Consider the following 26,452-nt stretch of genomic DNA (forward strand, 5'->3'; position numbering starts at 1 on the left):
GGCTACATGCTCTCCTGTACCGGGTTCGCCGGGATCATCTGGTTCGACAGCGGCGCGTCCGGCGGCACCCGCAGGGCCCGCAGCGCATCGCCCACGATCCGCGAGAAGACCGGCGCCGCCACCTGGCCGCCGTAGTGCTGTCCGGCGGTGGGCTCGTCGATCATCACCGCGACCACTAGTCGCGGATCGGACGCCGGCGCGTATCCGACGAAGGAGGCGATGTACTTGCGCACGTAGCGTCCGTTCTCCTGCTTGTAGGCGGTGCCGGTCTTGCCGGCCACCCGATAGCCGGCCACCTGCGCCTTGGGCGCCGTGCCCCCGGGACCGGCGGCCAGCTCCAGCATGTGGCTGACCGCGCGCGCCGTCTTCGGGCTGACCACCTGCACGCCCGGCACCGACTGGTCGCTTCTGAGCATGGTCAGCGGCAGCAGCCGGCCCTCATTGGTGAACACCGTGTAGGCCCGGGCGAGTTGCACCAGCGAGACCGAGATCCCGTGGCCGTAGGACATCGTCGCGTGCTCGATCGGCTTCCAGGAACGATGCGGACGCACCCGCCCGGCGACTGCGCCGGGGAAGCCGATCTGCGGCGCCTGCCCGAAGCCGACTCCGGTGAACAGCTCCCACATCCGCTGCGGCGGCATCGTCATCGCAAGCTTCACGGTGCCGACGTTCGAGGACTTCTGCAGCACTTCCTCGACGGTCAGGGCGCCGTGCGGCTTGGAGTCGCCGATGGTGGCGGAGCCGATCTTCAGCCTGCCGGGCGCGGTGTCGATCACAGTCTTCGGCGTGACCTTGCCGCCGTCCAGCGCGAGCGCAGTGGTGAAGGGCTTGAGCGTCGACCCAGGCTCGAAGGTGTCCGTCATCACCCGGTTGCGCAGCTGCGCGCCCGACAACTGGCGCCGCTCGTTGGGGTCGTAGGTGGGAAGGTTGGCCAGCGCGAGGATCTCGCCGGTGTGCGCATCGAGGACGACGACCGCGCCGGCCTTCGCCTTGTGCGCGGCCACCGCGTCGCGCAGCGCCGAGTAGGCGTGGTACTGGATCTTGGAGTCGATCGACAGCTGCAGGTCGCCGCCGTCGCGCGGATGACGGATCGCGCCCACGTCCTCGATGGCCCGGCCGAGACGGTCGCGGATCACCCGGCGGCTGCCGGCGGTGCCGGCCAGCATGCGTTCGTGGGCGAGCTCGATGCCCTCCTGGCCGGCGTCCTCCACGTTGGTGAAGCCGACCACGTGCGCGAGCGCCGCGCCCTCGGGGTAGTAACGCTTGTATTCCTTGCGCTGGTGGACGCCGGGGATCCGCAGCTCGGCGATCTGCTCGGCGACCGGCGCCTCCACCTGGCGCTTCAGGTACACGAAGGTCTTGTCCTCGTCGGCGAGGCGGCTGCGCAGCTCGCGCTCCGGCATTTCCAGCAGCGCGGCAAGACGCTTGAGCTGCTCGGGACTGGCCTTCAGGTCCTCCGGGGAGGCCCAGACGGCCTGCGCCGGCAGGCTCTTGGCAAGCACCACACCGTTGCGGTCGAGCACCTGGCCGCGCGAGGCGGGCAGCTCGATGGTGCGGCCGTAGCGCACCTCGCCCTGCCGCTGCAGGAAATCGTCGGAGACGGCTTGCAGGTAGACGGCGCGCAGCGCCAGCGCCAGGAAGGCAAGGGCCACCAGCAGCATCACCAGGCGCGACCGATATGCCGGCAGCTTGACTGCGAGCAGCGGGTTCGCGGCGAAGGGCACGCCCCGGCTCATCGCGCGCGCCCCATCGCGGTCCGCTCGGTGGGCGTCTCGACGGTGAGGTACAGGGTGCGCTGCGGCGTCGAGGGCTGCATCGACAGGCCGGCGCGCGCCTTCGAGTCGATCAGCGAGGAGGTCGCAAGCCGGCTCTGGTCGAGGCGCAGGCGATTCCAGCGCACGTCGAGCTGGCGCGCCTGGCTCTGCGCCTGACCGAGGTCGATGAACAGGGTGCGCGCGCGGTGCTGCGAGGTGACCAGTCCGAGCGCGCAGACCACCAGCAGTCCCGCCAGCAGGATGTTGAGCCGGCTCATTGCGCGCCCGTCGCGACCGGCGATCCGGCCAGCCCGTCGTCGAGGCGCTCGGCCACCCTGAGCACCGCGGATCGTGCGCGCGGGTTGCCCCCGGTCTCGAGCGGCCCCGGCAGCACCCGCGCCACCGGCGCGAGCCGGATCGGGGCGCCTGGCAGCAGCGTGCCGCGCACCGGGTCGCGCGGCGCATCCCGGCCGCTCTCGCGGGCGATGAAGCGCTTGACGATCCGGTCCTCCAGCGAGTGAAAACTGATCACCGCCAGACGCCCTTCCGGGCGCAGCCGATCGACCGCGGTGTTCAGTACTCCCGCGAGCTCCTCAAGCTCTTGATTGAGGAAAATCCGTAGAGCCTGAAAGGTGCGTGTGGCCGGGTCCTTGCCCACCTCCGGCCTCTTGCTGCGGCGCCGGACGACGCCCGCCACGAGGCGGGCAAGCTCTCCTGTGGTCTGAAACGCGGCGCCGGCGTCGGCGTCCCCGCGGCGAGCAACAATCGCCTTTGCAATCGGAACAGCAAACCGTTCTTCCCCATAGTCCCTCACCACCTCGGCTATTTCGTCTTCCGACGCCTTGTTCAACCACTCGCTCGCCGACATGCCGCGCGTCGGATCCATCCTCATGTCGAGCGGACCGTCCGCGCGGAAGCTGAATCCGCGGGACGGATCGTCGAGCTGCGGCGAGGACACGCCCAGGTCCAGCAGCACGCCGTCGACGGCGGCCACTCCCTGATCGTCCAGCACGTCGCCCAGTTCGGAAAAGCGCGCATGCGCGATCGAGAACCGCGCATCCCCGGTCTCTTCCTGCCAGCGACGCGCCGCCGCCACCGCCTCGGGGTCGCGGTCGATCGCCAGCAGCCGGCCCGCGCGCCCGAGGCGCGCGAGAATTGCCGCGCTGTGCCCACCGCGACCGAAGGTGCCGTCGACATAGACCCCGTCGGCGCGGATCCGCAGCGCCATGACGGCTTCCTCGAGCAGGACCGGCAGGTGCCCCGGCTCGGCGTTCATCGCGTCCAATCGATCGCCTAGAGAGAGAAGTTCGCCAACGCTTCGGGAACACCGGCGGCGATCGCTTCCTGATCCTTCACCGCCAGCGCCTTCGCATCCCAGATCTCGAAATGGCTGCCCATGCCGAGCAGCATCACTTCCTTTGCAAGCGTGGCCGCCTGCCGCAACTCGGGCGAGACCAGAATGCGTCCGGCGCCATCCATGTCCACGTCCGTGGCGCTGCCCAGGAAGATCCGCTGCCACGGGCGCGCCGAGATCGGCAGCGCCGCGATCCGCTCGCGATGGACCTCCCAGACGGGGCGGGGAAACAGCAGCAGGCACCCGTCCGGGTGCCTTGTCAGCGTGAGACGCCCATCGCTCTGCTCCGAGAGGGCGTCACGATGCCGCGCAGGGACGGTGAGCCGACCCTTGGCATCGAGCGACAGCGCTGAACTCCCCTGGAACATGTCTTTTGGACCGAGTCACTTCGGGCTGTCGGAACGGCTCGAAATCTGCTCCGAACCCCACTTTTCGCCACATTTTCACACTTGGCCCCACTGTATCGAATAGTTCAGGACGGAGCAAGTCGCACTGGAATTTCCCAATGGGGACAAGGACTTAGGCGCGAGTCATGAGAAATCGTCGCCAGGGGAAAATGCTTGAAAATTAAGGCTCTACGTCAGACTGTCAAAGTGATGTCTGACGCACCCCGGGCGGGGATGCGATGCGCGCGCGGCTGGCGCCGTGCGCGGCGGGGAGTCGGAGCGGGCCTGTAGGCCGGATTCTGTCGACCGGTCGCCCGGTCCGACGGTCATTCCTCTGGGCGCAGGGTTGCCCCTGCGCTCTAGCCACCAACCCGCACGCTCGGGCGGGCCGCCCTGCCCGGCCTTGCGGCCGGAACGCGTGCCTATGCGGTGTTGCTCCGGGTGGGGTTTGGCGTGCCGTCCGTGTCGCCACGTACGCGGTGAGCTCTTACCTCACCGTTTCACCCTTGCCTGGCGAGCCCCGTGGACTCCGGCCGGAATTCACCGGCCGGGCGCCCTCAGGATTCACCTTCGGCGGTCTGTTCTCTGTGCCACTTTCCGTCGCCTTGGGTCTTTCGACTTGCTGCGCCTGGCCGTTGACCAGCACCCTGCCCTGTGGAGTCCGGACCTTCCTCCAGCGGGAAACCCCGCCAGCGACCGTCCAGCCCGCTCCGGCCGCGATTGTACCGCCGCCCCGGCCGGAAGACCGCGGCATCGTCGTAGAAGCCTGCGGCCTCGTTGCCCGGCCACCAGCCGGGGATGCCCAGCACCGGCACGGGGGAGAAGGCCGCACTGCGCAGCGCGTCGGCGCCGAGGGCTGCAGCGACCGCCTCGTCGGCATCCGGGGCTCCGGCGGCCCCCGGTCCGGCCCCAGCCCCGGCCGCCGGCCGCGGCATCACCCAGGCATGCCCGCAGACGGCCTTGTAGGGGGCGCGCAGCTTGTCGAGCAGCGCATGGCCGAACACGACGACCCGGGCGCGCTCGATGAAGCGCTGGCGGCCGTCCGCGAACAGCGCCTGCCAGTCGAATGCGCGCAGGTCATCGGCCAGCGCCGCGTCGTCGGTGAACAGCAGCAGGCCGTTCTCGTCGAACAGCGTGGCCGCGTCGCGCAGCGCGCCGCGCCGCGCGCCGACGCCGTCGGCGGCGATCCGCGCGGCCTGCAGCGCGTTCAGCCGCGACTTGATGCGCGGGAAGGCAAGCCAGACCAGCGCATTGAAGAGATCGTGCCAGCCGCCTTCGGCGCAGATGCGGGTGGGCACCTCGCCGGTTGCCCAGATGTGGGCCTCGTAGGCCTGCGCGCCCGCGGCGTCCGGCGCACCGAAACGCAGCGGCCGGCCGCTGCCGTTGCGCAGGCCGCGCGCCTGAGACAGCGCGTTCAGGTGCTCGACGCAGGCAGGCCAGCGCCCGGCAAGCGCGTCATCGCCCACCTCGTCGAGCAGCGGCCGGTAGGGGGCGAACCAGGGCGCGCTCCAGGGCGAGTCCACGGCGCGCGGCGCTTCTCAGCGCACCAGGCGCCAGGCCAGGGGCTCGCCGGCGGCCAGTGGAACGATGGCGTCGCCGGGGAACGGCAGCGACTCCGGGATGGTCCACGGCTCCCGGCGCAGCGTGACGCTGCCCCGGTTGACCGGCAGCCGGTAGAACGCCGGGCCGTGCAGGCTGGCGAAACCCTCGAGGCGATCAAGGGCGCCGGCGAGCTCGAAGGCCGCCGCGTACAGCTCGAGCGCATGCGGCGCGGTGTAGCAGCCCGCGCAGCCCGCCGCGTGCTCCTTGAGCCGCTGCGCGTGGGGCGCGCTGTCGGTGCCGAGGAAGAAGCGCGGATTGCCGCCGGTCGCCGCCTGCAGCAGCGCGAGGCGATGGCGCTCGCGCTTGAGCACCGGCAGGCAGTACCAGTGCGGGCGCAGCCCGCCGGAGAAGATCGCGTTGCGGTTGTAGAGCAGGTGGTGGGCGGTGATGGTCGCGCCGATGCCCTCGTCGGCGTCGCGCACGTACTGCGCCGCTTCTTCGGTGGTGATGTGCTCGAAGACGATCCGCAGGCCAGGGAAGTCGCGGCGCAGCGGGATCATCGCCCGGTCGATGAAGGCCTGCTCGCGGTCGAACACGTCGACCTCGGGGTCGGTGACCTCGCCGTGGACCAGCAGCGGCATGCCGAGCGCCTGCATCGCTTCGAGCGCGGGGGCGGCCCTGGCGACGTCGGTGACGCCGGCATCGGAGTTCGTGGTGGCGCCGGCCGGGTAAAGCTTGACCGCCTGCACGAGGCCGCTCTCCCAGGCCGCGCGGATCTCCGCCGCCGGCGTGTTGTCGGTCAGGTAGAGGGTCATCAGCGGCGTGAAGTCGCTGCCGGCGGGCAGCGCTGCCAGGATGCGCTCGCGGTAGGCGAGGGCCTGCGCCAGCGTGGTCACTGGCGGGCGCAGGTTGGGCATCACGATCGCGCGCGCGAACTGGGCAGCGCTCGCCCCCACCACGGCCGACAGGGCGTCGCCGTCGCGCAGGTGCAGGTGCCAGTCGTCAGGGCGGACCAGGGTGATCTCGGTGGGATTCATGCGGGAAGTCGGCCTGTTCGATCGTCGGGGTTCACGCCAGCAGGATGGCGCGGTAGTCGTTCACGTTGGTGCGCGTGGGCCCGGTCACGACCAGGTCGCCCAGCGCGGCGAAGAAGCTCCAGGCGTCATTGTCGTCCAGCATCCGCCGGGGATCGAGCCCCGCGCGCGCAGCGCGCGCGAGCGTGTCCGGCCCCAGCAGCGCGCCAGCATTGTCCTCGGTTCCGTCGATGCCGTCGGTGTCGGCGGCGATCGCCCAGGCCTGCCCGACGCCGGCCATCGACTGCGCCAGCGCCAGCGTGAACTCAGCGCAGCGCCCGCCGCGCCCGCGCCCCCTGACCGTGACCGTGCACTCGCCGCCCGAGATCAGCGCCACCGGCCGACGGAAGGGTTGGCCATGGAGCGAGATCTCGCGCGCGATCGCCGCCATCACCGCGGCCACGTCGCGCGCCTCGCCTGTCACCGTGTCGCCGAGCACCACCGGCCGCACGCCCGCGGCCTCGAACACCCGCGCGGCGGCCTGCAGGCTGGCGTGGGCGGTGGCGGCCAGCCGGTGCTCGACGCGCAGGAAGGCGGCGTCGCCCGGCTTGGGCGTCTCCGGCTCCCGCCCCTCCAGCCCGCGGCGCAGGTGCGCGAGGACCGGCTCGGGCGCATCGACGCGCCAGCGCCGCAGCACGTCCAGCGCATCGGCAAAGCTGCCCGGATCTGGCGCGCAGGGGCCCGAGGCGATCGAGGACAGGTCGTCGCCCGCCACGTCCGACACCAGCAGCGCGAGCACGCGGGCCCGGGTCGCCGCGGCGAGCCGCCCGCCCTGGATGCGCGACAGGTGCTTGCGCACCGTGTTGATCTCCTGGATCGGCGCGCCGCTGGCCAGCAGCAGCCCGGTGGTCGCACGCAGATCGGCCAGCGGCACGCCCGGCGCCGGCAGCGCGAGCAGGCTGGAGCCGCCGCCCGACAGGAGAACCAGCAGCAGGTCTTCCTCGCCGAGTTGCCCGGCCGCCGCCAGGATGCCGGCGGCAGCCTCCTCGCCCGCGGCGTCCGGCATGGGGTGGCCGGCCTCGACGACGCGGATCCGTGCGCAGGGCAGTCCGTGCCCGTGCCGGGTGACGACCAGCCCGTCGAGCCGCGCCTGCGCCGGCCAGTGCCGCTCGACGGCCAGCGCCATGCTCGCCGCAGCCTTGCCCGCGCCGACCACCAGGGTGCGGCGAAAGCCCGCGATCTCCGTCGGCCCGGGCAGCACCGCCGCCAGGATCCGCAGGGGATCGGCGGCCGCGATCGCGGCGCGGAAGCTGTCGAGCAGCAGCTCGCGCGGCGCGGCGACGCTCATGGCTGCGCTACCGCTGCTCCGACGGGTCGGTGACGAAGCCGATCCGGGTCAGTCCGTTGCGCGCCGCAGCCGACATCACCCGCGCGACGTTCTCGTAGGGCGTGCTGCGGTCGGCGCGGATCTGCAGCTCCGGCGCCGGCTCGCGCCCCGCCTGCTCGGCGAAGCGCGCGTCCAGCGCCTGCGCGCCGATGACCGCCCCCTCCCACCAGACCTTGCCCTGCGCGTCGATCGAGACGCGCAGCGGCCTGGCAGGCGCCTGCTCGACGCTGCTCGCGGCGCGCGGCAGCTCCAGCTTCACCGTGTGCGTGAGCAGCGGCGCGGTGACGATGAAGATCACCAGCAGCACCAGCATCACGTCGATGAAAGGAACCATGTTGATCTCGGCGTTCGGTTCGCCATCCGAGTCGCCGCCCATCGATCCGAATGCCATCTCAGGCCTCCCCTAGCACCGCCGGCCGCGCCCCTGTGCGGGCGCGCTCGCGCGCAAGATCGGTCACCGGGGCGGGCTGCCCCTTTGCGCCGGTACCCAGGAACGCGAAGACATCGTAGGCGAAGGATTCCAGCGCGGCGCGCACGCGCCGGTTGGAGCGCGCGAAGAAGTTGTATGCCACTGCCGCTGGGATGGCCACCGCCAGGCCGAGCCCGGTCATGATCAGCGCCTCGCCGACCGGCCCCGCGACCTTGTCCAGGCCGGCGTCGCCCGCGGCGCCGATCGCCACCAGCGCATGGTAGATGCCCCACACGGTGCCGAGCAGCCCGACGAAGGGTGCGGTGGACGCCACGGTCGCCAGAAAGGTCTGCCCGGACTCCAGGCGTGCCACGTCCTCGCCGATCGAGCGCTTGAGCGCGCGGGTCAGGAACTCGTCGGAGGTCCCTGCGTCGACCAGCCGCCTGGCCTCGTCGCGCCGGCGATGCTGCTCGACCGCGACGAAGCCCTGGCGCACCAGGTTGGAGAAGGGATCCCCGGGGCCGTCCTCGCGCAATTGGCCGCGCACCGCCTCCAGGCTGGGCGCATCCCAGAACGCCTGCAGGAAACGCCGGCTGCGCTGCCCCGCAGCCAGCGCGCGCGCGCCCTTGCGGAAGATCAGGAACCACGAGCCCAGCGACATCAGCAGCATCACGGCCAGGATGAAGCGGGCCACCCCGTCCGACTGGGCGAGGAAGTTGGCAAAACCGAGTTCGGTGCTCATTGCAGGCCTCTCGAGGACATCATGAATTCTTCAGCGTGAAATTGATCGGGACCAGCACCCAGGCGGCGACCGCCTGCTCGCCCCGCCTGGCGGGAACGAAGCGCCAGCCGCGCACGGCGCGCAAGGCCGCGTCGTCCAGCCGCCCGAAGCCGGAGGAATCGCGCAGCTCGACGCTGGAAGCGCGCCCGTCGGGCTCGACGTGGACCCGCAGGAGCACCCTGCCCTCCTCGCCGAGGCGCCGGGAGATCATCGGATACGCGGGCGGCGGATTCGCCAGGTAGGCGGCGTCGAAGCGCGGCGCGCTGGTCGCCGGCCCGCTGGCAGGGACGGCGATTGCAGGCGGGCTCGCCGGTGCGGTGCGCGCGGGGGCCGCGGCGACGGGCGCCGGGGCCGGGGCCGGGGCCGCAGGCGCCGTATCTACGGGCGCCAGGGGCGCTGCGGGAGGCGAGGGCGAGGGCTGGGGCGCCGGCGCCATCGGTGCCTCGGGCGCTGCGCGGGCGCTGTCAGCGACCAGCGTCTCCGAAGGGGACGGCCGCGGCGTGCTCTGCTCCGGAGGCGACCTGCGCACCGCTGGCCGCGGCTCCGGCTTGCGCTCTGGCGGCCTGGAGGGTTCCGGCTTGCGCTCGGGCTTCGCCCTGGTCTGCGACTGCGGCTGCGGCTGCCGCGCCGGCACAGCCGCGGGCGGCGCTTCGACGACGAAGCGGACCTCGAGCGGCACCGGCGGCTGGACCACCTGTTCGCCGGGCACGCTCAGGGCCAGGAATCCAGCCCCTGCATGCAGGACGAGCGCCGCCAGCGCGGCAAGGATCGCCGGGCGGGAGGGCGTTGCGAAAGGGCGCTGCGGATTCATGGGCCGACATCATACTGCAATGAGAATGACTCGCATTACAAAACGATGTCGGCGCCGCCCGCCGGGTCACCCCCGCGGTGGGTCACCCCCGCGGTGGGCCAGCGGGCGCAGGCCGGCCTGCGCCGCCCGCGCCCCGATCAGTCGGCGTAGACCCCGGCCTTGCGGATCACCGGCCCCCACTTGTCGATCTCGGCCTTCAGGTGTTTCTGCAGCGCCTCGGGCGTCTGCTGGGCCACCGGGTAGATCACCGAACCGAGCTCCGCGAAGCGGTTCTTCACCTCCGGACTGGCCAGCGCCGCCTGCATCGCCGACACCAGCTTGTCGAGCACCGGCTTCGGCGTGCCCTTCGGCGCGTACATGCCGTGCCAGATGCCCAGCTCGAAGCCCTTCAGCCCGGCCTCGGCCGCCGTCGGGACGTCCGGCAGCGAAGCCAGGCGGCTCGGCGCCGTCAGCGCCAGCGCGCGCACCCGTCCGCCCTTGATCTGCGGCGTGGTGTTGGTGGTCTGGTCGCAGAGCACGTCGACCTGGTTGCCCATCAGGTCCGCGAGCGCCGGCGCGGTGCCCTTGTAGGGGACCGTGACCAGCTGAGTGCCGATCGCCTGCTGGAACATCAGCCCGCACAGGTGCGAAGCCGCGCCCAGGCCGGCGTTGGCCAGCGTCGCCTTGTCGGTGTTGGCCTTGGCCCAGGTGACCAGCTCGGCGAGGTTCTTAGAGGGGTGCGAGGGGCGCACCAGCAGCGTCATCGGCACGTCGTTGATCAGCCCGACGTACTCGAAGTCCTTCAGCGGATCGAAGGACAGGCGCCGGTAGAGCGCCGGCGAGGTCGACATGCCGATATGCCAGACCAGCACCCTGTAGCCGTCCGGGGCCGCCTTGGCCACGTTGTCAGCGCCGAGCGTGCCGCCGGCGCCCGGCTTGTTCTCGACGATCACCGACTGGCCGAGGGCCTTCTCCATGCCCGCCGCGACGCTGCGGGCCACGGTGTCGGTCGGGCCGCCCGCGGCGAAGGGAACCACGACGGTCACCGGCCGGGAGGGGAACTGCTGCGCCGAGGCAGGAACGGTCGCCAGCGTGAAGCCCGCGGCGAGCGCCGCGGCAAGGATTGAACGCATCATCGGTAGTCTCCTGAGTCTGAGGAGGCCGCCGGGCGCCGATGCTCGTCGCGTGGACGCCCCGCGACCGGTCAGGCCAGTCTAGCCGCGCAAGGCGGCGCCTCCTGCCCAAAAAGCCGCTTTTCGCCGGAAATGCGAGGGTTAACCTGGAGAAAAAGCGGCCGCAACGCGTGCGGCAGTCCAGCGCGGGCCGCCGTCAGCCCAGTGCGTCCGCCACCGCCCGCCCGACGGCCTGCGTGGTGGCGCTGCCGCCCATGTCCGGCGTGCGCGGCCCGTCCGCGGTGACGCGCTCGATCGCCGCGACGATCGCATCGTGCGCCTCGCGATGCCCCAGGTGATCCAGCATCATCGCGCCGGACCAGATCTGGCCGATGGGATTGGCGATGCCTTGGCCGACGATGTCCGGCGCGGAGCCGTGCACCGGTTCGAACAGCGACGGGAACCTGCGCTCGGGATTGATGTTGCCCGAGGGAGCGATCGCGATCGTGCCGGTGCATGCCGGCCCCAGATCCGAGAGGATGTCGCCGAAGAGGTTGGAAGCCACCACGACGTCGAACCACTGCGGGTTGCGCACGAAGTGCGCGGCCAGGATGTCGATGTGGTACTTGTCGACCCTGACGCCGGGATAGTCGGCCCGCATCGCCTCGACGCGCTCGTCCCAGTAGGGCATCGAGATGAAGATGCCGTTCGACTTCGTCGCGGAGACCAGGTGACGCTTCGGACGCCGCGCGGCGAGTTCGAACGCGTAGCGCAGCACCCGGTCGACCCCGGTGCGCGTGAACACCGCCTCCTGCAGCACGAACTCCCGGTCCGTGCCCGGGAACATCCTGCCGCCGACCGACGAGTACTCGCCCTCTGTGTTCTCGCGCACCACGTAGAAGTCGATGTCGCCGGGCTGCCGCCCGGCCAGCGGGCAGGGGATGCCCGGCATCAGCCGCACCGGACGCAGGTTCACGTACTGGTCGAACTCGCGCCTGAACAGCAGCAGCGAGCCCCACAGCGAAATGTGGTCGGGCACCCGGTCGGGCATGCCGACCGCGCCGAAGAAGATCGCGTCATGGCCGCCGATCTGCGCCTTCCAGTCGGCGGGCATCATCTGACCGTGCTTCTCGTACCAGTCGCAGCTGGCGAAGTCGAAGTGGTCGAAGTGCAGGCCGATGCCGAACCTGCGGGCCGCCGCCTCGAGCACCCTGAGCCCCTCCGGAACCACCTCCCTGCCGATGCCGTCTCCGGGGATGACTGCGATCCGATGCCTGCCCATGTCCGCTCCGCGCTTGCCCGTTCCAGGAGCGGGGAAGTGTACTTCGGCCCGTCGCCCGCGCGCCCGGCGCGCAAGGCTCAGTAGCTGCTCAGTGGGTGCTCAGGATCCTGGAGAGGAATTCCTGCGCCCGCGGGCTGCGCTGCGTGCCGAAGAATTCATCCTTCGTGCAGTCCTCGACGATCCGCCCCTGATCCATGAACACCACCCGGTCGGACACCTTGCGCGCGAAGCCCATCTCGTGGGTCACCACCATCATCGTCATGCCTTCGCGGGCCAGCGCCACCATCACGTCGAGCACCTCGCTGACCATCTCGGGATCGAGCGCGGAGGTGGGCTCGTCGAACAGCATCGCGATCGGGTCCATGGCAAGCGCCCGCGCGATCGCGACCCGCTGCTGCTGCCCCCCCGAGAGCTGGCCCGGGAACTTGTCCGCGTGCGCCTTCAGGCCCACACGCTCGAGCAGCGCCAGGCCCCTGCCCAGCGCCTCGTCGCGCCCGCGCCCCAGCACGCGCACCTGGCCCAGCGTCAGGTTGTCCATCACCGACAGGTGCGGGAACAGCTCGAAGTGCTGGAACACCATGCCGATCCGCGAGCGCAGCTTCGGCAGGTCGGTGGCCTTCGCGCCCACCGATACTCCGTCGACCAGGATCTCGCCTTCCTGGAAGGGCTCCAGGCCGTTGGCGCACTTGATCAGCGTGGATTTGCCGGAGCCGGAAGGGCCGCAGACCACCACCACCTCCCCTTTCGAGATGCTGGTGCTGCAGCCGGTCAGCACCTGGAAGCTGCCGTACCACTTGCTGACGTCCCTGAACTCGATCATCGCCATGTCGTCGGACTCCGAAGGGTGTTCGCGGGCGCGGGGACCGCCCGCGCGGAACTGTGCAGGCTCACCGGACGATGGCGATGCGCGCCTGCAGCCGGCGCACGAACATCGACAGCAGCGAGCAGAGCACGAAGTAGACCACCGCCACGAACAGGTACATCTCGACGATGCGGCTGTCGCGCTGGGCGATCTTGCCGGCCGCGCCGACGAAGTCGGTCACGTTCAGCAGCGAGACCAGCGAGACATCCTGGAACAGCACGATGGTCTGCGTGAGCAGCAGCGGCAGCATGTTCCGGAAGGCCTGCGGCAGCACCACCAGGCGCATCGACTGCCAGTAGTTCAGCCCCAGCGCGTAGGCGGCGCCCACCTGCCCCTTGGATATGCTCTGGATGCCCGCGCGCATGATCTCGCAGAAGTAGGCTCCCTCGAACATGATGAAGGTGATGTACGCGGAGCGTTCGGCGCCGATCTGCGGCGGCCGCTCCGCGCCGGTGATCGACTGCAGCACGACGGGCAGCAGGAAATAAAACCAGAAGATCACCAGCAGCAGCGGCACCGAGCGCATGAGGTTGACGTAGCCCGCCGCCGCCAGCGCCAGCGGCCGGATCGACGACAGCCGCGCCATCGCAAGCAGGGTGCCCAGCACGATGCCCCCGAGCGCCGCCACCGCGGTCAGTTGCAGCGTGTACCGCAGCCCGGACAGAAGGTAGGGCCAGGTGCGGGCCACGACGTCGAAATCGAGGCCGTCCATCACTTGCGCCCGCCGATGTAGCCGGGCACCGCGACGCGCCGCTCGACCCAGGCCATCACCCGGTTCGCTGCCATGGCGATCGCCACGTAGGCGAGCGTAGCCGCCGCGAAGGCCTCGAAGTAGCGGAAGGTCATCTCGCCCATCTCGCGGGTGCGGAAGAAGAGCTCGGCCAGCCCGATCGAGTACGCCACCGCGGTGTTCTTGATCAGGTTCATCGCCTCGGAAGTGAGCGGCGGAATCACGATCCGGTAGGCCATTGGGAGCAGCACGTGCCGGTAGGTCTGCCACTCGGTGAGGCCCAGCGCGTAGCCGGCGGAGCGCTGGCCGCCGGGCAGCGACTGGATGCCCGAGCGGACCTGTTCGCTGACCCGCGCGGCTGTGAACAGCCCCAGGCAGACCACCGCAGTGGCGAACTGGTGCTCGGTGGGATCCAGCGTGATCACCCACCTCTTGACCGCGGGGATCAGCCCCGGCACGACGAAGTACCAGACGAAGAACTGGACGATCAGCGGAATGTTGCGGAACAGCTCGACATAGGCGTTGCCAAGCCGCACCAGCCACTTCCGGCGCGTGGTGCGCACGACGCCCAGGACCGAGCCCAGGAAGAAGGCGATCAGCCCCGCGAGGACGGCAGTGGACAGCGTCCAGCCCAGCCCGCCGGCGAGCGACTGCCACCAGGTCCGGTCGCCGTCGGCGTTGAGCTCCAGGAAGATGCCGAGATCCATCCGAACGCTCCCTTGCTGCCGCCCCGCCCGCGCGCCTCGTGTCTGCGCGCCTGCAGTAAAAAGGCCGGAACGCCCAGGGGGCGGCCGGCCTCGCCGAAAAGTGCCCGCGGGCCTCGGGTCAGACGCCCTTGTCGTTGGGGTTGGCGAACGCGTCCCTGATCGGCTGGGTCGCCGGGAAGTTCAGGTTGATTCCCTTGGGCGGGATCGGGCTGGTGAACCACTTCGCGTAGATGCGGTCGATCTCGCCGGACTTCATCACCGCGCCGACGCTGCGGTCGACCAGCGCCTTGAACTGCGGATCGTCCTTGCGCAGCATCATGCTGTAGGGCTCCTGGCGCAGCGAGTCGGCCAGGATCCTGAAGGCTTCCGGCGTCCGGGAGTTCGCGATCTGGCCGGCCAGCAGGATGTCGTCCATCACGAACGCCGCTGAGCGGTCGTCGGCCATCAGCAGGAAGGACTCGGCGTGGTCCTTGCCGTAGATCTCGCGCACGTCGACGTGCGCGGTCTTCTCGTAGGCCTTCAGCAGCGGCACCGAGGTGGTGCCGGAAGTGGTGGAGATGGTCTTGCCGTTCAGGTCGGCAAGAGAATTGATGTTCGAGCTCTTCTTGACCGCGGCGGTCACGTTGATCACGAAGTAGGTGGGGCCGAAGGCCACCTGCTGCTGCCGCTGCACCGAGTTGGTGGTGGATCCGCACTCGAGGTCGATGGTGCCGTTCTGCAGCAGCGGGATGCGGTTGCTGGAGGTCACCGGCTGCAGCTTCACCTGCAGGCCGGGCATCTTGAGCTCCGCCTTCACCGCATCGACGATCTTCATGCAGAGGTCCATCGCATAGCCGATCGGCTGCTGCTTGTCGTCCAGGTAGGAGAACGGGATCGACGACTCCCGGTGGCCGACGGTGATGGCGCCCAGCTCCTTGACCTTCTTCAGGGTGCCGGTGAGCTCCTGGGCGGCGGCGCCGCTGGCCAGTGCGCCGAGGACGAGTGCGATCGCGAGCTTGCTGCTGGTCATTGCGTTGTTCCCAAGTATGGATCCCGGAGCGGAAAAGTATACGGCCGTGGCTGCGTGTCCGGCTCAGGCCGGCACCGACGCGCCTTCGGCGTCGGGCAGCGCCGGCGGCTCCTCGGGCTGCTGGGCCTGCGCCTCCCACATCCGCGCGTAGACGCCATCCTGCTCGAGCAGCGCAGCATGGGTGCCCGATTCTGCGATGCGCCCGTGGTCCAGCACCAGGACGCGGTCCGCGTCGACCACCGTCGACAGGCGGTGCGCGATCACCAGCGTGGTACGGCCGGCGGCGGCTGTGCGCAGCGCCCCCTGGATGGCCTGCTCGTTGCGCGTGTCCAGCGCCGAAGTGGCCTCGTCGAGCACCAGGATGGCGGGATCCTTCAGCAGCATCCGCGCGATCGCCACGCGCTGCTTCTCGCCGCCGGAGAGCTTGAGCCCGCGCTCGCCGACCGGCGTCTCGTAGCCCTGCGGCAAGCGCGCGATGAAGCCGTGCAGCTGCGCCGAGCGGCAGACATCCTCGATCTCGGCGGCGCTGGCGCCCGGCCGGCCGTAGGCCACGTTGTAGCCCAGCGTGTCGTTGAACAGCACGGTGTCCTGGGGAACGATGCCGATCGCCGCCCGCAGGCTGTGCTGGGTCACCGAGCGGATGTCCTGGCCGTCGACCAGGATGCGCCCTCCGCTGACGTCGTAGAAGCGATAAAGCAGCCGGGCCAGCGTCGACTTCCCGGCGCCGCTGGGCCCGACCACCGCAGTGATCGTGCCGGGGCGCATCGTGAAATCCACCTCGCTCAGGATCGGCCGGTCGGAGTCGTAGGCGAAGCTGACGCGCTCGAAGCGCACCTCCGGGCCGTGCGACACCCGCAGCGCCGGCGCGTCGGTTCCGTCCTCGACCTCGCGGTTGGCGCGCAGCAGCCCGAACATCCGCTCCAGGTCGGTGAGCCCCTGCTTGATCTCCCGGTACAGCACCCCCAGGAAGTTGAGCGGCGCGTAGAGCTGGATCATGAAGCCGTTGACCAGGACCAGGTCGCCCAGCGTCATCCTGCCTTCGGCCACGCCCGCCGTGGCGCGCCAGACCATCAGCGTCACCGCCACCGCGATGATCGCCGACTGCCCCACGTTGAGCGCCGACAGCGAGGCCTGGCTGCGCAGCCGGGCGCGCTCGTAGCGCCGCAGGGTCTCCTCGTAGCGCCGGCTCTCGAATTCCTCGTTGCCGAAGTACTTGACGGTCTCGTAGTTGATCAGCGAGTCGATGGCGCGCGAGTTGGCCTTGGAGTCGAGCTCGTTCATCGTGCGCCGGAAGTGGGTGCGCCACTCGGTGACCAGCACGGTGAACAGGATGTACAGCGCCAGCGCCCCGACCGTGATCCCGGCGAACCACAGGTCGTAGTTGAGCGCGAGGTAGCCGACCACCAGTCCGATCTCGACCAGGGTGGGCAGCACGCTGTAGATCGTGAAGGACACCAGCGAGGAGATCGCGCGGGTGCCGCGCTCCATGTCGCGGGTCAGCCCGCCGGTCTGGCGCTCGAGGTGGAAGCGCATCGACAGCGAGTGCAGATGGCCGAAGACCTGCAGCGCCACGGTGCGCACCGCGTTCTCTGTGACCCGGGCGAACACCAGCTCGCGCAGCTCGGTGAACAGCGTGTTCGCCAGCCGCAGCGCGCCGTAGGCGAGCACCAGCCCGACCGGCACCACCAGCGCGGCCGACTGCCCTGGCGAGAGCGAATCGACGATGCCCTTGAGCAGCACCGGGACGCCGACCACCGAGGCCTTCGCGGCCACCATCAGGGCGAGCGCCAGACCGACGCGCCAGCGGTAGGCCCAGAGATAGGGCAGCAGCGTGCGGATGGTGTGCCAGTCGCTGCGCGCGGCGCCCGCAGGCGCCGGCAGGGGAACGGTCGAGGAAGCGCGGTGTCTCATCCGCCGATGCTAGCAGTCCGGCGGAACGCGCCCGGCCGAGGAACGGCATGGTGTGAACGGGGGCCCTAACCGTTAGGATTCGGGATCATTCCCCAAGGACCGCCATGGAAGCCATCCACCACCCCGTCGACCACGAACTGACCCTGCGGGTGACGCCGATGCCGGCCGACGTCAACGGCAACGGCGACATCTTCGGCGGCTGGGTGATGTCCCAAGTGGACATCGCCGGCGGCGTTGCCGCGGCCCGCCGCGCAAGGGGCCGCGTCGCCACCGTGGCGGTCAACTCCTTCCTGTTCAAGCAGCCGATCTCGATCCGCGACGTGGTCAGCTTCTACACGCGCATCGAGCGGGTGGGCCGCACCTCGATCACCGTGCACGTCGAAGTGATCGCCGAGCGCGACCCGGCGGCGCCGGTGGTGGTCAAGGTCACCGAGGCCACGCTGACCTTCGTCGCGATCGACGACCAGGGCCGCAAGCGCGAAGTCGACTCGGCCTGAGCCGCCAGCCTGCGTCAGGCACCAAAGGACACCGAAGCCCCATGACCGACCTCCTCCTGTTCGCTGGCGGACTCGTCGCCCTGATCGCCGGCGCCGAAGTGCTGGTGCGCGGCGCCTCGCGGCTGGCGCTGTCCTTCGGACTGTCGCCGCTGGTGATCGGCCTGACCGTGGTGGCCTTCGGCACCAGCGCGCCGGAAGTCGCGGTGTCGGTGGGCGCCGTGCTCGACGGGCGCAACGACATCGCGGTCGGCAACGTCGTCGGCAGCAACATCTTCAACGTGCTCGGCATCCTCGGGCTGTCCGCGCTGGTGGCGCCGCTGGTGGTGCATTCGCAGGTGATCCGCCAGGAGGTGCCGATCATGATCGGCGCGTCGCTGGTGCTGGTCGCGCTGGCGCTGGACGGCACGATCGACCGGCTGGAGGCCGGGCTGCTGCTGGCGCTGCTCGCCGCCTATGTCGTCTTCCTGATCGTGCAGGGCCGGCGCGAAGCCTCGGGCGGCACGTCACAGGGCGCCCCGGCCGGCGATCCGGCATCGCAGGGCGAGTCCGCCGATGGCCTCGGTAGCGGCGGGCGCGACCTGCTGGCGAAGCTGCCGATGCAGCTGCTGGCGATCGCCGTGGGCCTGGGCCTGCTGGTGCTTGGCGCCCAGTGGCTGGTGTCGGCGGCCAGCGGCTTCGCCCGCGCACTGGGGGTCAGCGACCTGGTGATCGGCCTGACCATCGTCGCCGCCGGCACCTCGCTTCCGGAGCTGGCCACCTCGGCGCTCGCAGCGCTGCGCGGCCAGCGCGACATAGCGGTGGGCAACGTGGTGGGCAGCTGCACCTTCAACCTGCTCGGCTGCCTGGGTCTGGCCGGCCTGGTGTCGAACGGCGGGCTGGCGGTGCCGGCAGCGGTGGTGAACTTCGACCTCTGGGTAATGCTGGCGGCGGCGATCGCCTGCATCCCGGTGGTCATCTCGGGCAGGGAGATCGCCCGCTGGGAAGGCTCGCTGTTCGTGGCCCTCTACGCTGCCTACACCGCCTACCTGATCCTCGCGGCGGCCGACCACGATGCGCTGTCCGCCTATTCGAAGGCGATGATGTCCTTCGTGATTCCGCTGGCGATCGTCACCCTGGTGGCGGCGATGCTCCGCCCGCATCCGCACGAGACCCGCCAGCACTGAGCCCGCCCACCGGAGCAGGCTCGCTCCGGCCGGCCCGGGCGGCGTCGATTCCGGCCGCCACGATCCCCGCAGCCAGCGCGTCCGCCCAGGCGCGGTAGGCGGGCGGACCGGGATGGAAACCGTCGGAGGCCATCAGCGCGGGATCGGTCATCGCGGGCAGGGGCACGAACACGGTGCGCGGGCGCCGGGAGGCCCACTTCCGAAGCGCGCGGTCGTAGCGCCTGGCGCTCGCCCCCAGGTACCAGCGCAGCGGCTGCGGCAGCGCGGGGAAGAGATGCATCGGCGGCAGGCCCGAGATGACCAGCAGCCGCACGCCGTGCTCGCGCTCGAGACGGCGGGCGATGGCTTCCATCCGCTGCAGCCAGCGGCCCACCGGCAACTGGCCGGTGACGTCGTTGACGCCGACCGCGAGCACCGCGACGTCGGCGGGAAAGGCGGCCGCCGTGCCTGCGGCCGCATCGGCCTCGAGCAGCGCCAGCGCGTCGGCGGTGGTGGCGCCGCAGCGCGCGACCAGCCGCCAGCGCAGCGCAGCCGCCCGCGCGGGAAGCCGCTCGAGCAGCCGCTCCGCAAGCCGTCCTGCCAGCGCCTCGCGCTGGTGCGCCGCGCCCACACCCGCGGTGGCGGAGTCGCCGACGATCAGCAGCCGCAGCGGTTCGCCGCCGCCGCTGCCGCTCCCCAGCAGCGCCTCGCGCTCGCCCGCCGCCTCGGGCAGGCGCGTGGCCAGCCGCCGCACCCGGCTCCCCTGCAGGATCAGCAGCGGGGCCAGCGCGAGCTTGGCGGCCAGCAGCAGCATCAGGTAGCCTCCGCGCCGCGGCGGCGGGCGGCGATCCAGTCCAGCGCCACCGGCCACAGGCTGTCCCGGTAGCGTCGCCGGAAGAACCCCATGTGGCCGATCGGCCCGCCGGCGTCGGCGGGCGAGAACCGCCGCGTCTCGCGGCGCACGCCGGGCAGGTGCGCATGCAGCGCCTCGACGTTCCGCTGCGGCATCATCCGGTCATCGGTGAAGCTCAGCGAAAGCATCGGGAAGGCCGCGCGCGCGTACGCCTCGCGGGCGCCCGGCTCGACGCCGACCAGGTAGTCCGGGTGCAGGCACCAGCGCCGCCACTGGCGCATCACGCCAGACGGCAGGTCGCCGATCATCTTCAGCCGGCGGCCCGGAAAGTAGCCGGCCACCGGCAGCGCCACCGGCACCGCGACGTGGTGCATCGCGAGCATGAACGGCCACATCGGCGGCATGAAGCCGCGCCAGTGGCCGCTGCCGCCGGCCACCGCGACCATCGCGTCCACCTCCCGCGCCGATGGCAGCAGCGGCACCAGCTGGGCACCCATGCTGTGCCCCACCACCGTCAGCGGCCGCCCGCCGGCCAGCCGGCGCGCCTCGACCACCACGGCCTCGTAGTCGTGACGGATCCAGTCGTCGATGTTGGCGCGAAAGCCCCGCAGCGAGCGAGGCGCCGCGTGGCCGACACCGCGATAGTCGAAGGTCAGCGCGGTGAAGCCCTGCTGCGCGAGCCACGCGGCGAAGTCGAAGTAGAAGGCCTGCGGCACCGCGAGCGCCGCGCCGATCACGACGACGCCGGCCGGCGCCGCCGCGTCGAAGCGGTGGGCGACGACGCTGGAGCCGTCGCCCGCCGAGAGTTCGAGCCGCAGCCCGGCAGCCATCACATGCGCTCGAAGATCCCCGCCGCGCCCATGCCGGTGCCCACGCACATCGTCACCATGCCGTACTTCAGCTGGCGGCGGCGCAGCGCATGCACCACCGTGGCCGAGCGGATCGCGCCGGTGGCGCCGAGCGGATGGCCCAGCGCGATCGCGCCGCCCATCGGGTTGACGCGGGCAGTGTCGAGCCCGAGATCCTGGATCACCGCCAGCGACTGCGCGGCGAAGGCCTCGTTGAGCTCGATCCAGTCCAGGTCATCCTGCTTCAGGCCGGCGGCCTTCAGCGCTGCGGGGATCGCCTCCTTCGGGCCGATTCCCATGATTTCCGGCGGCACCCCGCGCACCGCGAAGGACACGAAGCGCGCCAGCGGCGTGAGCCCGAACTGCTTGAGCATGCGCTCCGAGACCAGGATCAGCGCGCCCGCGCCGTCCGAGGTCTGCGAGCTGTTGCCGGCGGTGACGCTGCCCATTCCGGTGGCCTTGCCGGTGGGATCCTTCGGCGCTGCGAACGCCGGACGCAGCCTGGCCAGGCCCTCGGCCGAGGAGTCTGCGCGCGGGCCTTCGTCGAGCGACACGGTGCGGGTGCGCACTTCGATCTCGCGGGTGGCGAGGTCGGGGAACTTCTCCACCACTTCCACCGGGCAGATCTCGTCGGCGAACTCGCCGGCCTGCTGGGCGGCGATCGCGCGGCGATGCGACTCCAGCGCGAAGGCATCCTGCGCCTCGCGGCTCACGTTCCACTGCTTCGCGACCCGCTCGGCGGTCAGGCCCATGCCGAACGCGATGCCGAGGTTCTCGTCGCGCTCGAACACGCGCGGGTTCATCGACGGCCTGTTGCCCATCATCGGCACCATGCTCATCGATTCGCAGCCGGCGGCGATCATCACGTCGGACTCGCCGACGCGGATGCGGTCGGCCGCCATCGCCACGGCGGTCAGGCCGGACGCGCAGAAGCGGTTGACCGTGACGCCGCCCACCGAGTTGGGCAGCCCGGCCAGCAGCGCGGCCACCCGGGCCACGTTCAGGCCCTGCTCGGCCTCGGGCATCGCACAGCCGGCGATCACGTCCTCGATCACCGCAGGGTCGAGCCCCGGCACCTGCGCCAGCGCGCTGCGGATCGCATGGACCAGCAGGTCGTCGGGGCGGACATTGCGGAAAGTGCCCTTGGGCGCCTTGCCGATCGGAGTGCGGCTCGCGGCGACGACGTAGGCGTCCTGGATCTGTTTGCTCATCTGCTGTTCTCCTCGTTCGCCGTTCAGTTGCGCACCGGCTTGCCGGTCTGCATCATGCCCATCACCCGTTCCTGGGACTTGGGGTGGTTCAGCAGGCCGCAGAAGGCCTTGCGCTCCAGGGCCATCAGCCATTCCTCGTCCACCACCGAGCCGGGCTCGACGTCGCCGCCGCACATCACCTCGGCGATGGTGCGGCCCAGGTGGAAGTCGTGCGCCGAGATGAGCCCGCCCTCGCGCATGTTCAGCAGCTGCGCGGCCACGGTGGCGATGCCGGTGCGGCCGGCCACCCTGATCATCGACCTGCGCGGCGCCCGGTAGCCGGCGTCGTGCATCGCTTTCGCCTCGCGGATCGCCGCGTACAGCAACTCCTGGCGGTGGAAGACGATGCGGTCGTCGGGCAGCAGGTAGCCCATCGCCTGCGCCTCGATCGCCGAGCGCGACACCTGCGCGGTGGCCGCGGCGAGCACATACTTCTTCAGGAAGTCCAGCAGGTAGGCGTCGGGCGCCGCCGCCTGCTCCTCGGCCGCGCGGCGCGCGCCGAAGGTGAGGCCGCCGCCGGCCGGGATCAGGCCCACGCCCACCTCGACCAGGCCGATGTAACTCTCCAGGTGCGCGACGCGGCGCGCGCAGTAGGCGGCGACCTCGAAGCCGCCGCCGAGCGCCATGTTGGCGACCGCGGCCACCGTGGGCACCTGCGCGTAGCGCATTCGCAGCAGCGCGTCCTGCAGTTCCTTGACGACCGGCTCGATGGCCTTGACGCCGCCGGACATGAACACCGGCAGCAGCGCCTGCAGGTCCGCTCCGTACGAGAACGGGTCATCGGGCGACCAGATCACCAGGCCCTTGTAGTCGCGCTCGGCAAGCTCCAGTCCCTTGAGCAGCCCGGCGATCACGCCCGGGCCGATCGCATGCACCTTGGTGCGGATCGACGCGACCAGCACGTCGTCGACGCCACGGCCGTCCAGCGTCCATAACCGGATCGACTCGTCCTCGAACACCGTGTTGCCGCCGGTTTGGCCGGTGGGCGCCTGCTCGCCCGCCAGCGTCACCGGGAACAGCTGGCGCTGGTAGACCGGGTGCGCGGAGCGCGGCACGAAGGCCTGGCGCGCCGGTGACCACGAGCCTTCGGGCTGGTGCACGCCGCCGCGCTGCGCCACCGGCCCCTCGAACACCCAGGCGGGCAGCGGCACGTTCGCCAGCGCGCGGCCGGCATCGATGTCCGCCCTGATCCAGTCGGCCACCTGGCCCCAGCCCGCCTGCTGCCAGGCCTCGAAGGGCCCCTGCTCCATCGCGAAGCCGAAGCGCATCGCCAGGTCGACGTCGCGCGCGTTGTCGGCGATCTCCTCCAGCTTGCAGGCCGCGTAGTGCCAGGAGTCGCGCAGGATGGCCCAGACGAACTGCGCCTGCGGATTGGCGGACTCGCGCAGCAGCTTGAGCCGCTCCACCGGGTCCTTCTTCTTCAGGATGCGGGCCACGGTCTCGTCGGCCTTCGCGCCGCCCGGCACGTAGTCGCCCTTGGCCGGATCGAAGCGCAGCACCGCCTTGCCTTCGCGGCGATAGAAGCCGGCGCCGGTCTTCTGGCCGAGCGCGCCCTTGGCGACCAGCGCCGAGAACACCTCGGGCGTCGAGTACAGCGGCGCGAAGGGATCGTCCTTCAGCTGGTCCTGCATGGTCTTCATCACGTGGCCGATGGTGTCCAGGCCCACGATGTCGGCGGTGCGGAAGGTGCCGGACTTCGCCCGGCCCAGCTTCGCGCCGGTGAGGTCGTCGACCACGTCGAAACCCAGGCCGGCCTTGGCGGCCTCGGCGAAGGTGGCGAACATGCCGAAGGTGCCGATGCGGTTGGCGATGAAGTTGGGCGTGTCCTTGGCGCGCACGCAGCCCTTGCCAAGCACCGTGGTCATGAAGGTCTCGAGCCGGTCGAGGATCTCGGGCTGCGTGGCCGGCGTGGCGATCAGTTCCACCAGGTGCATGTAGCGCGGCGGGTTGAAAAAGTGAACGCCGCAGAAGCGCGGCCGCAGCTCGGCGGGCACGCCCTCGGAGAGCGCACCGATCGACAGGCCGGAAGTGTTGGTCGCGAAGATCGCCTCCGAACCCACGAAGGGCGCCACCTTGCGGTAGAGGTCGTGCTTCCAGTCCATGCGTTCGGCGATCGCCTCGATCACCAGGTCGCAGCCGCGCAGCAGCTCGAGGTCATCGTCATAGTTGGCCGGGCGGATGTACGAAGCCAGGTCCGGGTGGCCGAGCGGCGCCGGGTTGATCTTCTTCAGGCCCTCGATCGCGCGGATCGCGATGCCGCTCTTCGGGCCTTCCTTGGCGGGCAGGTCGAAGAGGATCGCGTCCACCTTCGCGTTGACCAGATGGGCGGCGATCTGCGCGCCCATGACGCCGGCCCCGAGCACGGCGACCTTCCTGACGATGAAATTGGACAAGTCGTCCTCCGTTGGATTCATCCGGCGCGCCCCTCGAGCGCCGGGCGCGCAGCCCGCGAGCGGGCCGCGCGCTGGGTTCATTCCTCGCGCAGCCAGGTCTGGCTGCGCCCGAACAGCGGCGCGCCGATGTAGCCGCGCACCTCGAGCTTCCTGCCGCCCTCGAGCAGCTTCATCCGGCTGCGATAGACCTTGCCGTTGTTGGGATCGAGGATGCTGCCCCCGTCCCACAGCTCGCCGTCGCGCTTCATGCCGGTGACGATGGTCATGCCCAGCACCGGCTGGTCCTTGCGTTCGTCGGTGCAGCGGTCGCAGCGGGCGTCGGTCTTGTCGGTGAGGATCTTCTCGATGCGCCCGACCAGCGCGCCTTCCTGCTCGACGATGCGCACCAGCGACCTGGGCTGCTTGCTCTCGTCGTCGATGGTCTTCCAGAGACCCACGGGCGACGACAGGTCCTGGGCGCCGGCCATGCCCGCACCTGCGAAGGCGATGGCGGCAAGCAGCAGCGGGGCCGCAGCCCGGCGAAGGCCGGACGCCCGGCCTGGGATGTTCGACATGGAGATCTCCTCGGTTTCGACGTCATCGGATGCGGCGCGCCCCGCAGGGCCGGGCCGCGCCGCGCCGCGCCATCGACATCATCGAATCAGAAGAGCTCCGCGTCGAGTTCCATCAGCGGCGCCGCCCCGGCCCGGGCGGTGCGCATCAGCATCGCGGTCTCGGGCTGCAGCTTCGCGAAGTAGAAGCGCGCCACCGACAGCTTCGCCTTGTAGAAGTCGTCGTCCGGATGCGCCAGCGCCAGCTTCGCCATCCGCGCCCACAGATAGGACAGCACGAAGTGACCGGCCACCCGGAGGTAATCCACCGCAGCGGCGCCCGCCTCATCCTGGTTGCCGAACGCCTTCATGCCGATCTCCATCGTGAACTTCTCGATCTTGCCGGCCAGGTCGGCCAGCGGGTTCACGAACTCGGCCATCGCGTGGTCGGTGCCCTCGGCCTCGACGAAGTCCTTGACCAGCGCGCCCAGCTTGCGCAGCTTCGCGCCGTTGTCGCCCAGCACCTTGCGGCCCAGCAGGTCCAGCGACTGGATGCCGTTGGTGCCCTCGTAGATCATGTTGATGCGCGCGTCGCGCACGTACTGCTCGATGCCGGTCTCGCGGATGAATCCGTGGCCGCCGAACACCTGCTGCGCGAGCACCGTCGACTGGAAGCCGTTGTCGGTGGTGAAGGCCTTCACGATCGGGGTCAGCAGCGCAACGAGGTCGGAAGCCTCCTTGCGCACGTCCTCGTCGGGATGGTGCTCGTACTGGTCGATCATCAGCGCAACCCAGTACGCGAGCGCACGGCCGCCCTCGGTCCAGGCGCGCTGGGTGAGCAGCATGCGGCGCACGTCCGGGTGCACGATGATCGGGTCGGCCGCCTTGCCCGGCTCCTTCGGGCCGGTGAGCGAGCGCATCTGCAGGCGGTCCTTCGCATACGCGGCCGAGGCCTGGTAGGCGGCCTCCATCAGCCCCAGCGACTGCATGCCCACGCCCAGCCGCGCGCCGTTCATCATCACGAACATGGCGTTCAGGCCCTTGTTCGGCTCGCCCACCATCCAGCCGGTGGCGCCGTCGAAATTGAGCTCCGCGGTCGCGTTGGCGTGGATGCCCATCTTGTTCTCGAGCCGCGCGCACTTCACCGCGTTGCGCGCGCCCGGCTCGCCCTGCGCGTCAGGCAGGAACTTGGGCAAGATGAACAGCGAAATGCCCTTGGTGCCGGCAGGCGCGTCCGGCAGCCGCGCCAGCACCAGGTGGAGGATGTTGGCGGTGAGGTCGTGCTCGCCGGCAGAGATGAAGATCTTGGTGCCGGTGATCCGGTAGCTGCCGTCGGCCTGGGGCTCGGCCTTGCTGCGCAGCAGGCCGAGGTCGGTGCCGCAGTGCGGCTCGGTCAGGCACATGGTGCCGGTCCACGCGCCGGACACCATCTTGGGCAGGTACAGCGCCTTCTGCTCCGGCGTGCCGTGGGCGAGCAGCGCCTGGTAGGCGCCGTGGGTCAGGCCCGGGTACATCGTGAACGCCTGGTTGCAGGCGTTCATCATCTCCTGCATCGCGGTCTGCACCGTGTGCGGCAGGCCCTGGCCGCCGAAGTCGGGATCGGCCGACAGCGCCGGCCAGCCGCCCGCGACGTACGTATCCCAGGCCTGCTTGAAGCCCTTGGGCGTGCGCACCTCGCCGTCACCGGTCATCGTGCAGCCTTCCTCGTCGCCGCTGCGGTTGATCGGGTGCAGGACCTCGGCGCAGAAGCGCCCGCCCTCCTCGATCACCTGGTCGATCAGCTCGCGGCCGACCTCGGCATGCCTGGGCATCTCCTGGTACTGCTTCTCGACTTCGAGGAGTTCGTGCAGCACGAACTGCATTTCACGAAGCGGGGTGGTGTACTGGGCCATGTGCGTGTGCTCCTTTGG

Annotated in this window: 24 protein-coding genes, 1 other RNA gene and 1 pseudogene; 2 read left to right on the plus strand and 24 right to left on the minus strand. The window is 70.6% G+C overall.

Annotated elements, in window-relative coordinates; all coding sequences use genetic code 11:
- Positions 1-2: 2 nt before the first annotated feature.
- The 18 genes and pseudogenes from HNQ70_RS08915 to HNQ70_RS09000 form a co-directional block, all read right to left on the minus strand.
- The gene (locus tag HNQ70_RS08915) at positions 3-1,736 is read right to left on the minus strand and encodes a peptidoglycan D,D-transpeptidase FtsI family protein (protein ID WP_183966467.1); all 1,734 of its coding nucleotides are present in this window, start codon (positions 1,734-1,736) and stop codon (positions 3-5) included.
- Positions 1,733-2,032 (minus strand): cell division protein FtsL, encoded by a 300-nt coding sequence (ftsL, locus tag HNQ70_RS08920; RefSeq protein WP_183966469.1) that lies wholly within the window; start codon positions 2,030-2,032, stop codon positions 1,733-1,735. Before ftsL ends, HNQ70_RS08915 begins: the two co-directional genes overlap by 4 nt.
- On the minus strand, positions 2,029-3,030 hold the full coding sequence (rsmH, locus tag HNQ70_RS08925; RefSeq protein ID WP_183966769.1) for a 16S rRNA (cytosine(1402)-N(4))-methyltransferase RsmH: 1,002 nt from the start codon (positions 3,028-3,030) through the stop codon (positions 2,029-2,031). Before rsmH ends, ftsL begins: the two co-directional genes overlap by 4 nt.
- Positions 3,031-3,047: 17 nt before the next feature.
- The gene (mraZ, locus tag HNQ70_RS08930; RefSeq protein WP_183966471.1) at positions 3,048-3,476 is read right to left on the minus strand and encodes a division/cell wall cluster transcriptional repressor MraZ; all 429 of its coding nucleotides are present in this window, start codon (positions 3,474-3,476) and stop codon (positions 3,048-3,050) included.
- A gap of 290 nt (positions 3,477-3,766) precedes the next feature.
- Positions 3,767-4,206: RNase P RNA component class A (gene rnpB, locus HNQ70_RS08935), an RNA gene on the minus strand.
- A gap of 76 nt (positions 4,207-4,282) precedes the next feature.
- Positions 4,283-5,017: pseudogene (locus HNQ70_RS08940) on the minus strand (DUF3025 domain-containing protein); the annotation flags it as partial.
- 15 nt (positions 5,018-5,032) lie between these two features.
- Positions 5,033-6,073, minus strand: coding sequence for a dihydroorotase (gene pyrC / locus HNQ70_RS08945; RefSeq protein WP_183966473.1), 1,041 nt, complete (start codon positions 6,071-6,073; stop codon positions 5,033-5,035).
- A gap of 31 nt (positions 6,074-6,104) precedes the next feature.
- The gene (locus HNQ70_RS08950) at positions 6,105-7,397 is read right to left on the minus strand and encodes a glycerate kinase type-2 family protein (protein WP_183966475.1); all 1,293 of its coding nucleotides are present in this window, start codon (positions 7,395-7,397) and stop codon (positions 6,105-6,107) included.
- Positions 7,398-7,404: 7 nt separating this feature from the next.
- Complete coding sequence (locus tag HNQ70_RS08955) at positions 7,405-7,827, minus strand: ExbD/TolR family protein (protein ID WP_183966477.1); 423 nt, start codon at positions 7,825-7,827, stop codon at positions 7,405-7,407.
- Between the two features lies 1 nt (position 7,828).
- Positions 7,829-8,587: a MotA/TolQ/ExbB proton channel family protein gene (locus tag HNQ70_RS08960; RefSeq protein ID WP_183966479.1), complete on the minus strand. Its 759-nt coding sequence runs from the start codon at positions 8,585-8,587 to the stop codon at positions 7,829-7,831.
- A 19-nt stretch (positions 8,588-8,606) separates the two neighbouring features.
- The gene (locus HNQ70_RS08965; protein ID WP_183966481.1) at positions 8,607-9,437 is read right to left on the minus strand and encodes an energy transducer TonB; all 831 of its coding nucleotides are present in this window, start codon (positions 9,435-9,437) and stop codon (positions 8,607-8,609) included.
- A 137-nt stretch (positions 9,438-9,574) separates the two neighbouring features.
- On the minus strand, positions 9,575-10,552 hold the full coding sequence (locus HNQ70_RS08970) for a tripartite tricarboxylate transporter substrate binding protein BugD (protein WP_183966483.1): 978 nt from the start codon (positions 10,550-10,552) through the stop codon (positions 9,575-9,577).
- Positions 10,553-10,745: 193 nt separating this feature from the next.
- A complete protein-coding gene (locus HNQ70_RS08975; RefSeq protein WP_183966485.1) occupies positions 10,746-11,810 on the minus strand; it encodes a tartrate dehydrogenase in 1,065 nt (354 codons plus the stop codon).
- An 88-nt stretch (positions 11,811-11,898) separates the two neighbouring features.
- A complete protein-coding gene (locus HNQ70_RS08980; RefSeq protein WP_183966770.1) occupies positions 11,899-12,630 on the minus strand; it encodes an amino acid ABC transporter ATP-binding protein in 732 nt (243 codons plus the stop codon).
- Between the two features lie 67 nt (positions 12,631-12,697).
- Positions 12,698-13,384: an amino acid ABC transporter permease gene (locus HNQ70_RS08985; protein ID WP_183966487.1), complete on the minus strand. Its 687-nt coding sequence runs from the start codon at positions 13,382-13,384 to the stop codon at positions 12,698-12,700.
- Positions 13,384-14,109 (minus strand): amino acid ABC transporter permease, encoded by a 726-nt coding sequence (locus HNQ70_RS08990; RefSeq protein WP_183966489.1) that lies wholly within the window; start codon positions 14,107-14,109, stop codon positions 13,384-13,386. The genes HNQ70_RS08985 and HNQ70_RS08990 overlap by 1 nt, the downstream gene beginning before the upstream one ends.
- A 118-nt stretch (positions 14,110-14,227) precedes the next feature.
- Entirely contained in the window at positions 14,228-15,118 is an 891-nt protein-coding gene (locus HNQ70_RS08995) for a transporter substrate-binding domain-containing protein (protein WP_183966491.1), read from the minus strand.
- A gap of 63 nt (positions 15,119-15,181) precedes the next feature.
- Positions 15,182-17,029 (minus strand): ABCB family ABC transporter ATP-binding protein/permease, encoded by a 1,848-nt coding sequence (locus HNQ70_RS09000; RefSeq protein WP_183966493.1) that lies wholly within the window; start codon positions 17,027-17,029, stop codon positions 15,182-15,184.
- 104 nt (positions 17,030-17,133) lie between these two features.
- Here HNQ70_RS09000 and HNQ70_RS09005 point away from each other — a divergent pair, with 104 nt between their 5' ends.
- Together HNQ70_RS09005 and HNQ70_RS09010 are read left to right on the plus strand one after the other, a co-directional pair.
- Positions 17,134-17,526, plus strand: a complete 393-nt coding sequence (locus HNQ70_RS09005; protein ID WP_183966495.1) for an acyl-CoA thioesterase — start codon at positions 17,134-17,136, stop codon at positions 17,524-17,526.
- A gap of 41 nt (positions 17,527-17,567) precedes the next feature.
- Positions 17,568-18,689: a calcium/sodium antiporter gene (locus HNQ70_RS09010; protein WP_183966498.1), complete on the plus strand. Its 1,122-nt coding sequence runs from the start codon at positions 17,568-17,570 to the stop codon at positions 18,687-18,689.
- Here HNQ70_RS09010 and HNQ70_RS09015 read toward each other — a convergent pair.
- The 6 genes from HNQ70_RS09015 to HNQ70_RS09040 form a co-directional block, all read right to left on the minus strand.
- A complete protein-coding gene (locus HNQ70_RS09015; RefSeq protein WP_183966500.1) occupies positions 18,634-19,482 on the minus strand; it encodes an SGNH/GDSL hydrolase family protein in 849 nt (282 codons plus the stop codon). The genes HNQ70_RS09010 and HNQ70_RS09015 overlap by 56 nt on opposite strands.
- Positions 19,482-20,351 (minus strand): alpha/beta hydrolase family protein, encoded by an 870-nt coding sequence (locus HNQ70_RS09020; RefSeq protein WP_183966502.1) that lies wholly within the window; start codon positions 20,349-20,351, stop codon positions 19,482-19,484. The genes HNQ70_RS09015 and HNQ70_RS09020 overlap by 1 nt, the downstream gene beginning before the upstream one ends.
- The gene (locus tag HNQ70_RS09025; RefSeq protein WP_183966504.1) at positions 20,351-21,580 is read right to left on the minus strand and encodes an acetyl-CoA C-acyltransferase; all 1,230 of its coding nucleotides are present in this window, start codon (positions 21,578-21,580) and stop codon (positions 20,351-20,353) included. The genes HNQ70_RS09020 and HNQ70_RS09025 overlap by 1 nt, the downstream gene beginning before the upstream one ends.
- Before the next feature lie 23 nt (positions 21,581-21,603).
- Entirely contained in the window at positions 21,604-24,012 is a 2,409-nt protein-coding gene (locus HNQ70_RS09030; RefSeq protein WP_183966505.1) for a 3-hydroxyacyl-CoA dehydrogenase/enoyl-CoA hydratase family protein, read from the minus strand.
- 77 nt (positions 24,013-24,089) lie between these two features.
- Positions 24,090-24,566 (minus strand): DUF2147 domain-containing protein, encoded by a 477-nt coding sequence (locus HNQ70_RS09035; protein ID WP_183966507.1) that lies wholly within the window; start codon positions 24,564-24,566, stop codon positions 24,090-24,092.
- An 86-nt stretch (positions 24,567-24,652) separates the two neighbouring features.
- Positions 24,653-26,434, minus strand: coding sequence for an acyl-CoA dehydrogenase C-terminal domain-containing protein (locus HNQ70_RS09040; RefSeq protein ID WP_183966508.1), 1,782 nt, complete (start codon positions 26,432-26,434; stop codon positions 24,653-24,655).
- Positions 26,435-26,452: the final 18 nt, after the last annotated feature.

Source organism: Quisquiliibacterium transsilvanicum (genome assembly GCF_014202215.1).
Lineage (GTDB): Bacteria > Pseudomonadota > Gammaproteobacteria > Burkholderiales > Burkholderiaceae_E > Quisquiliibacterium > Quisquiliibacterium transsilvanicum.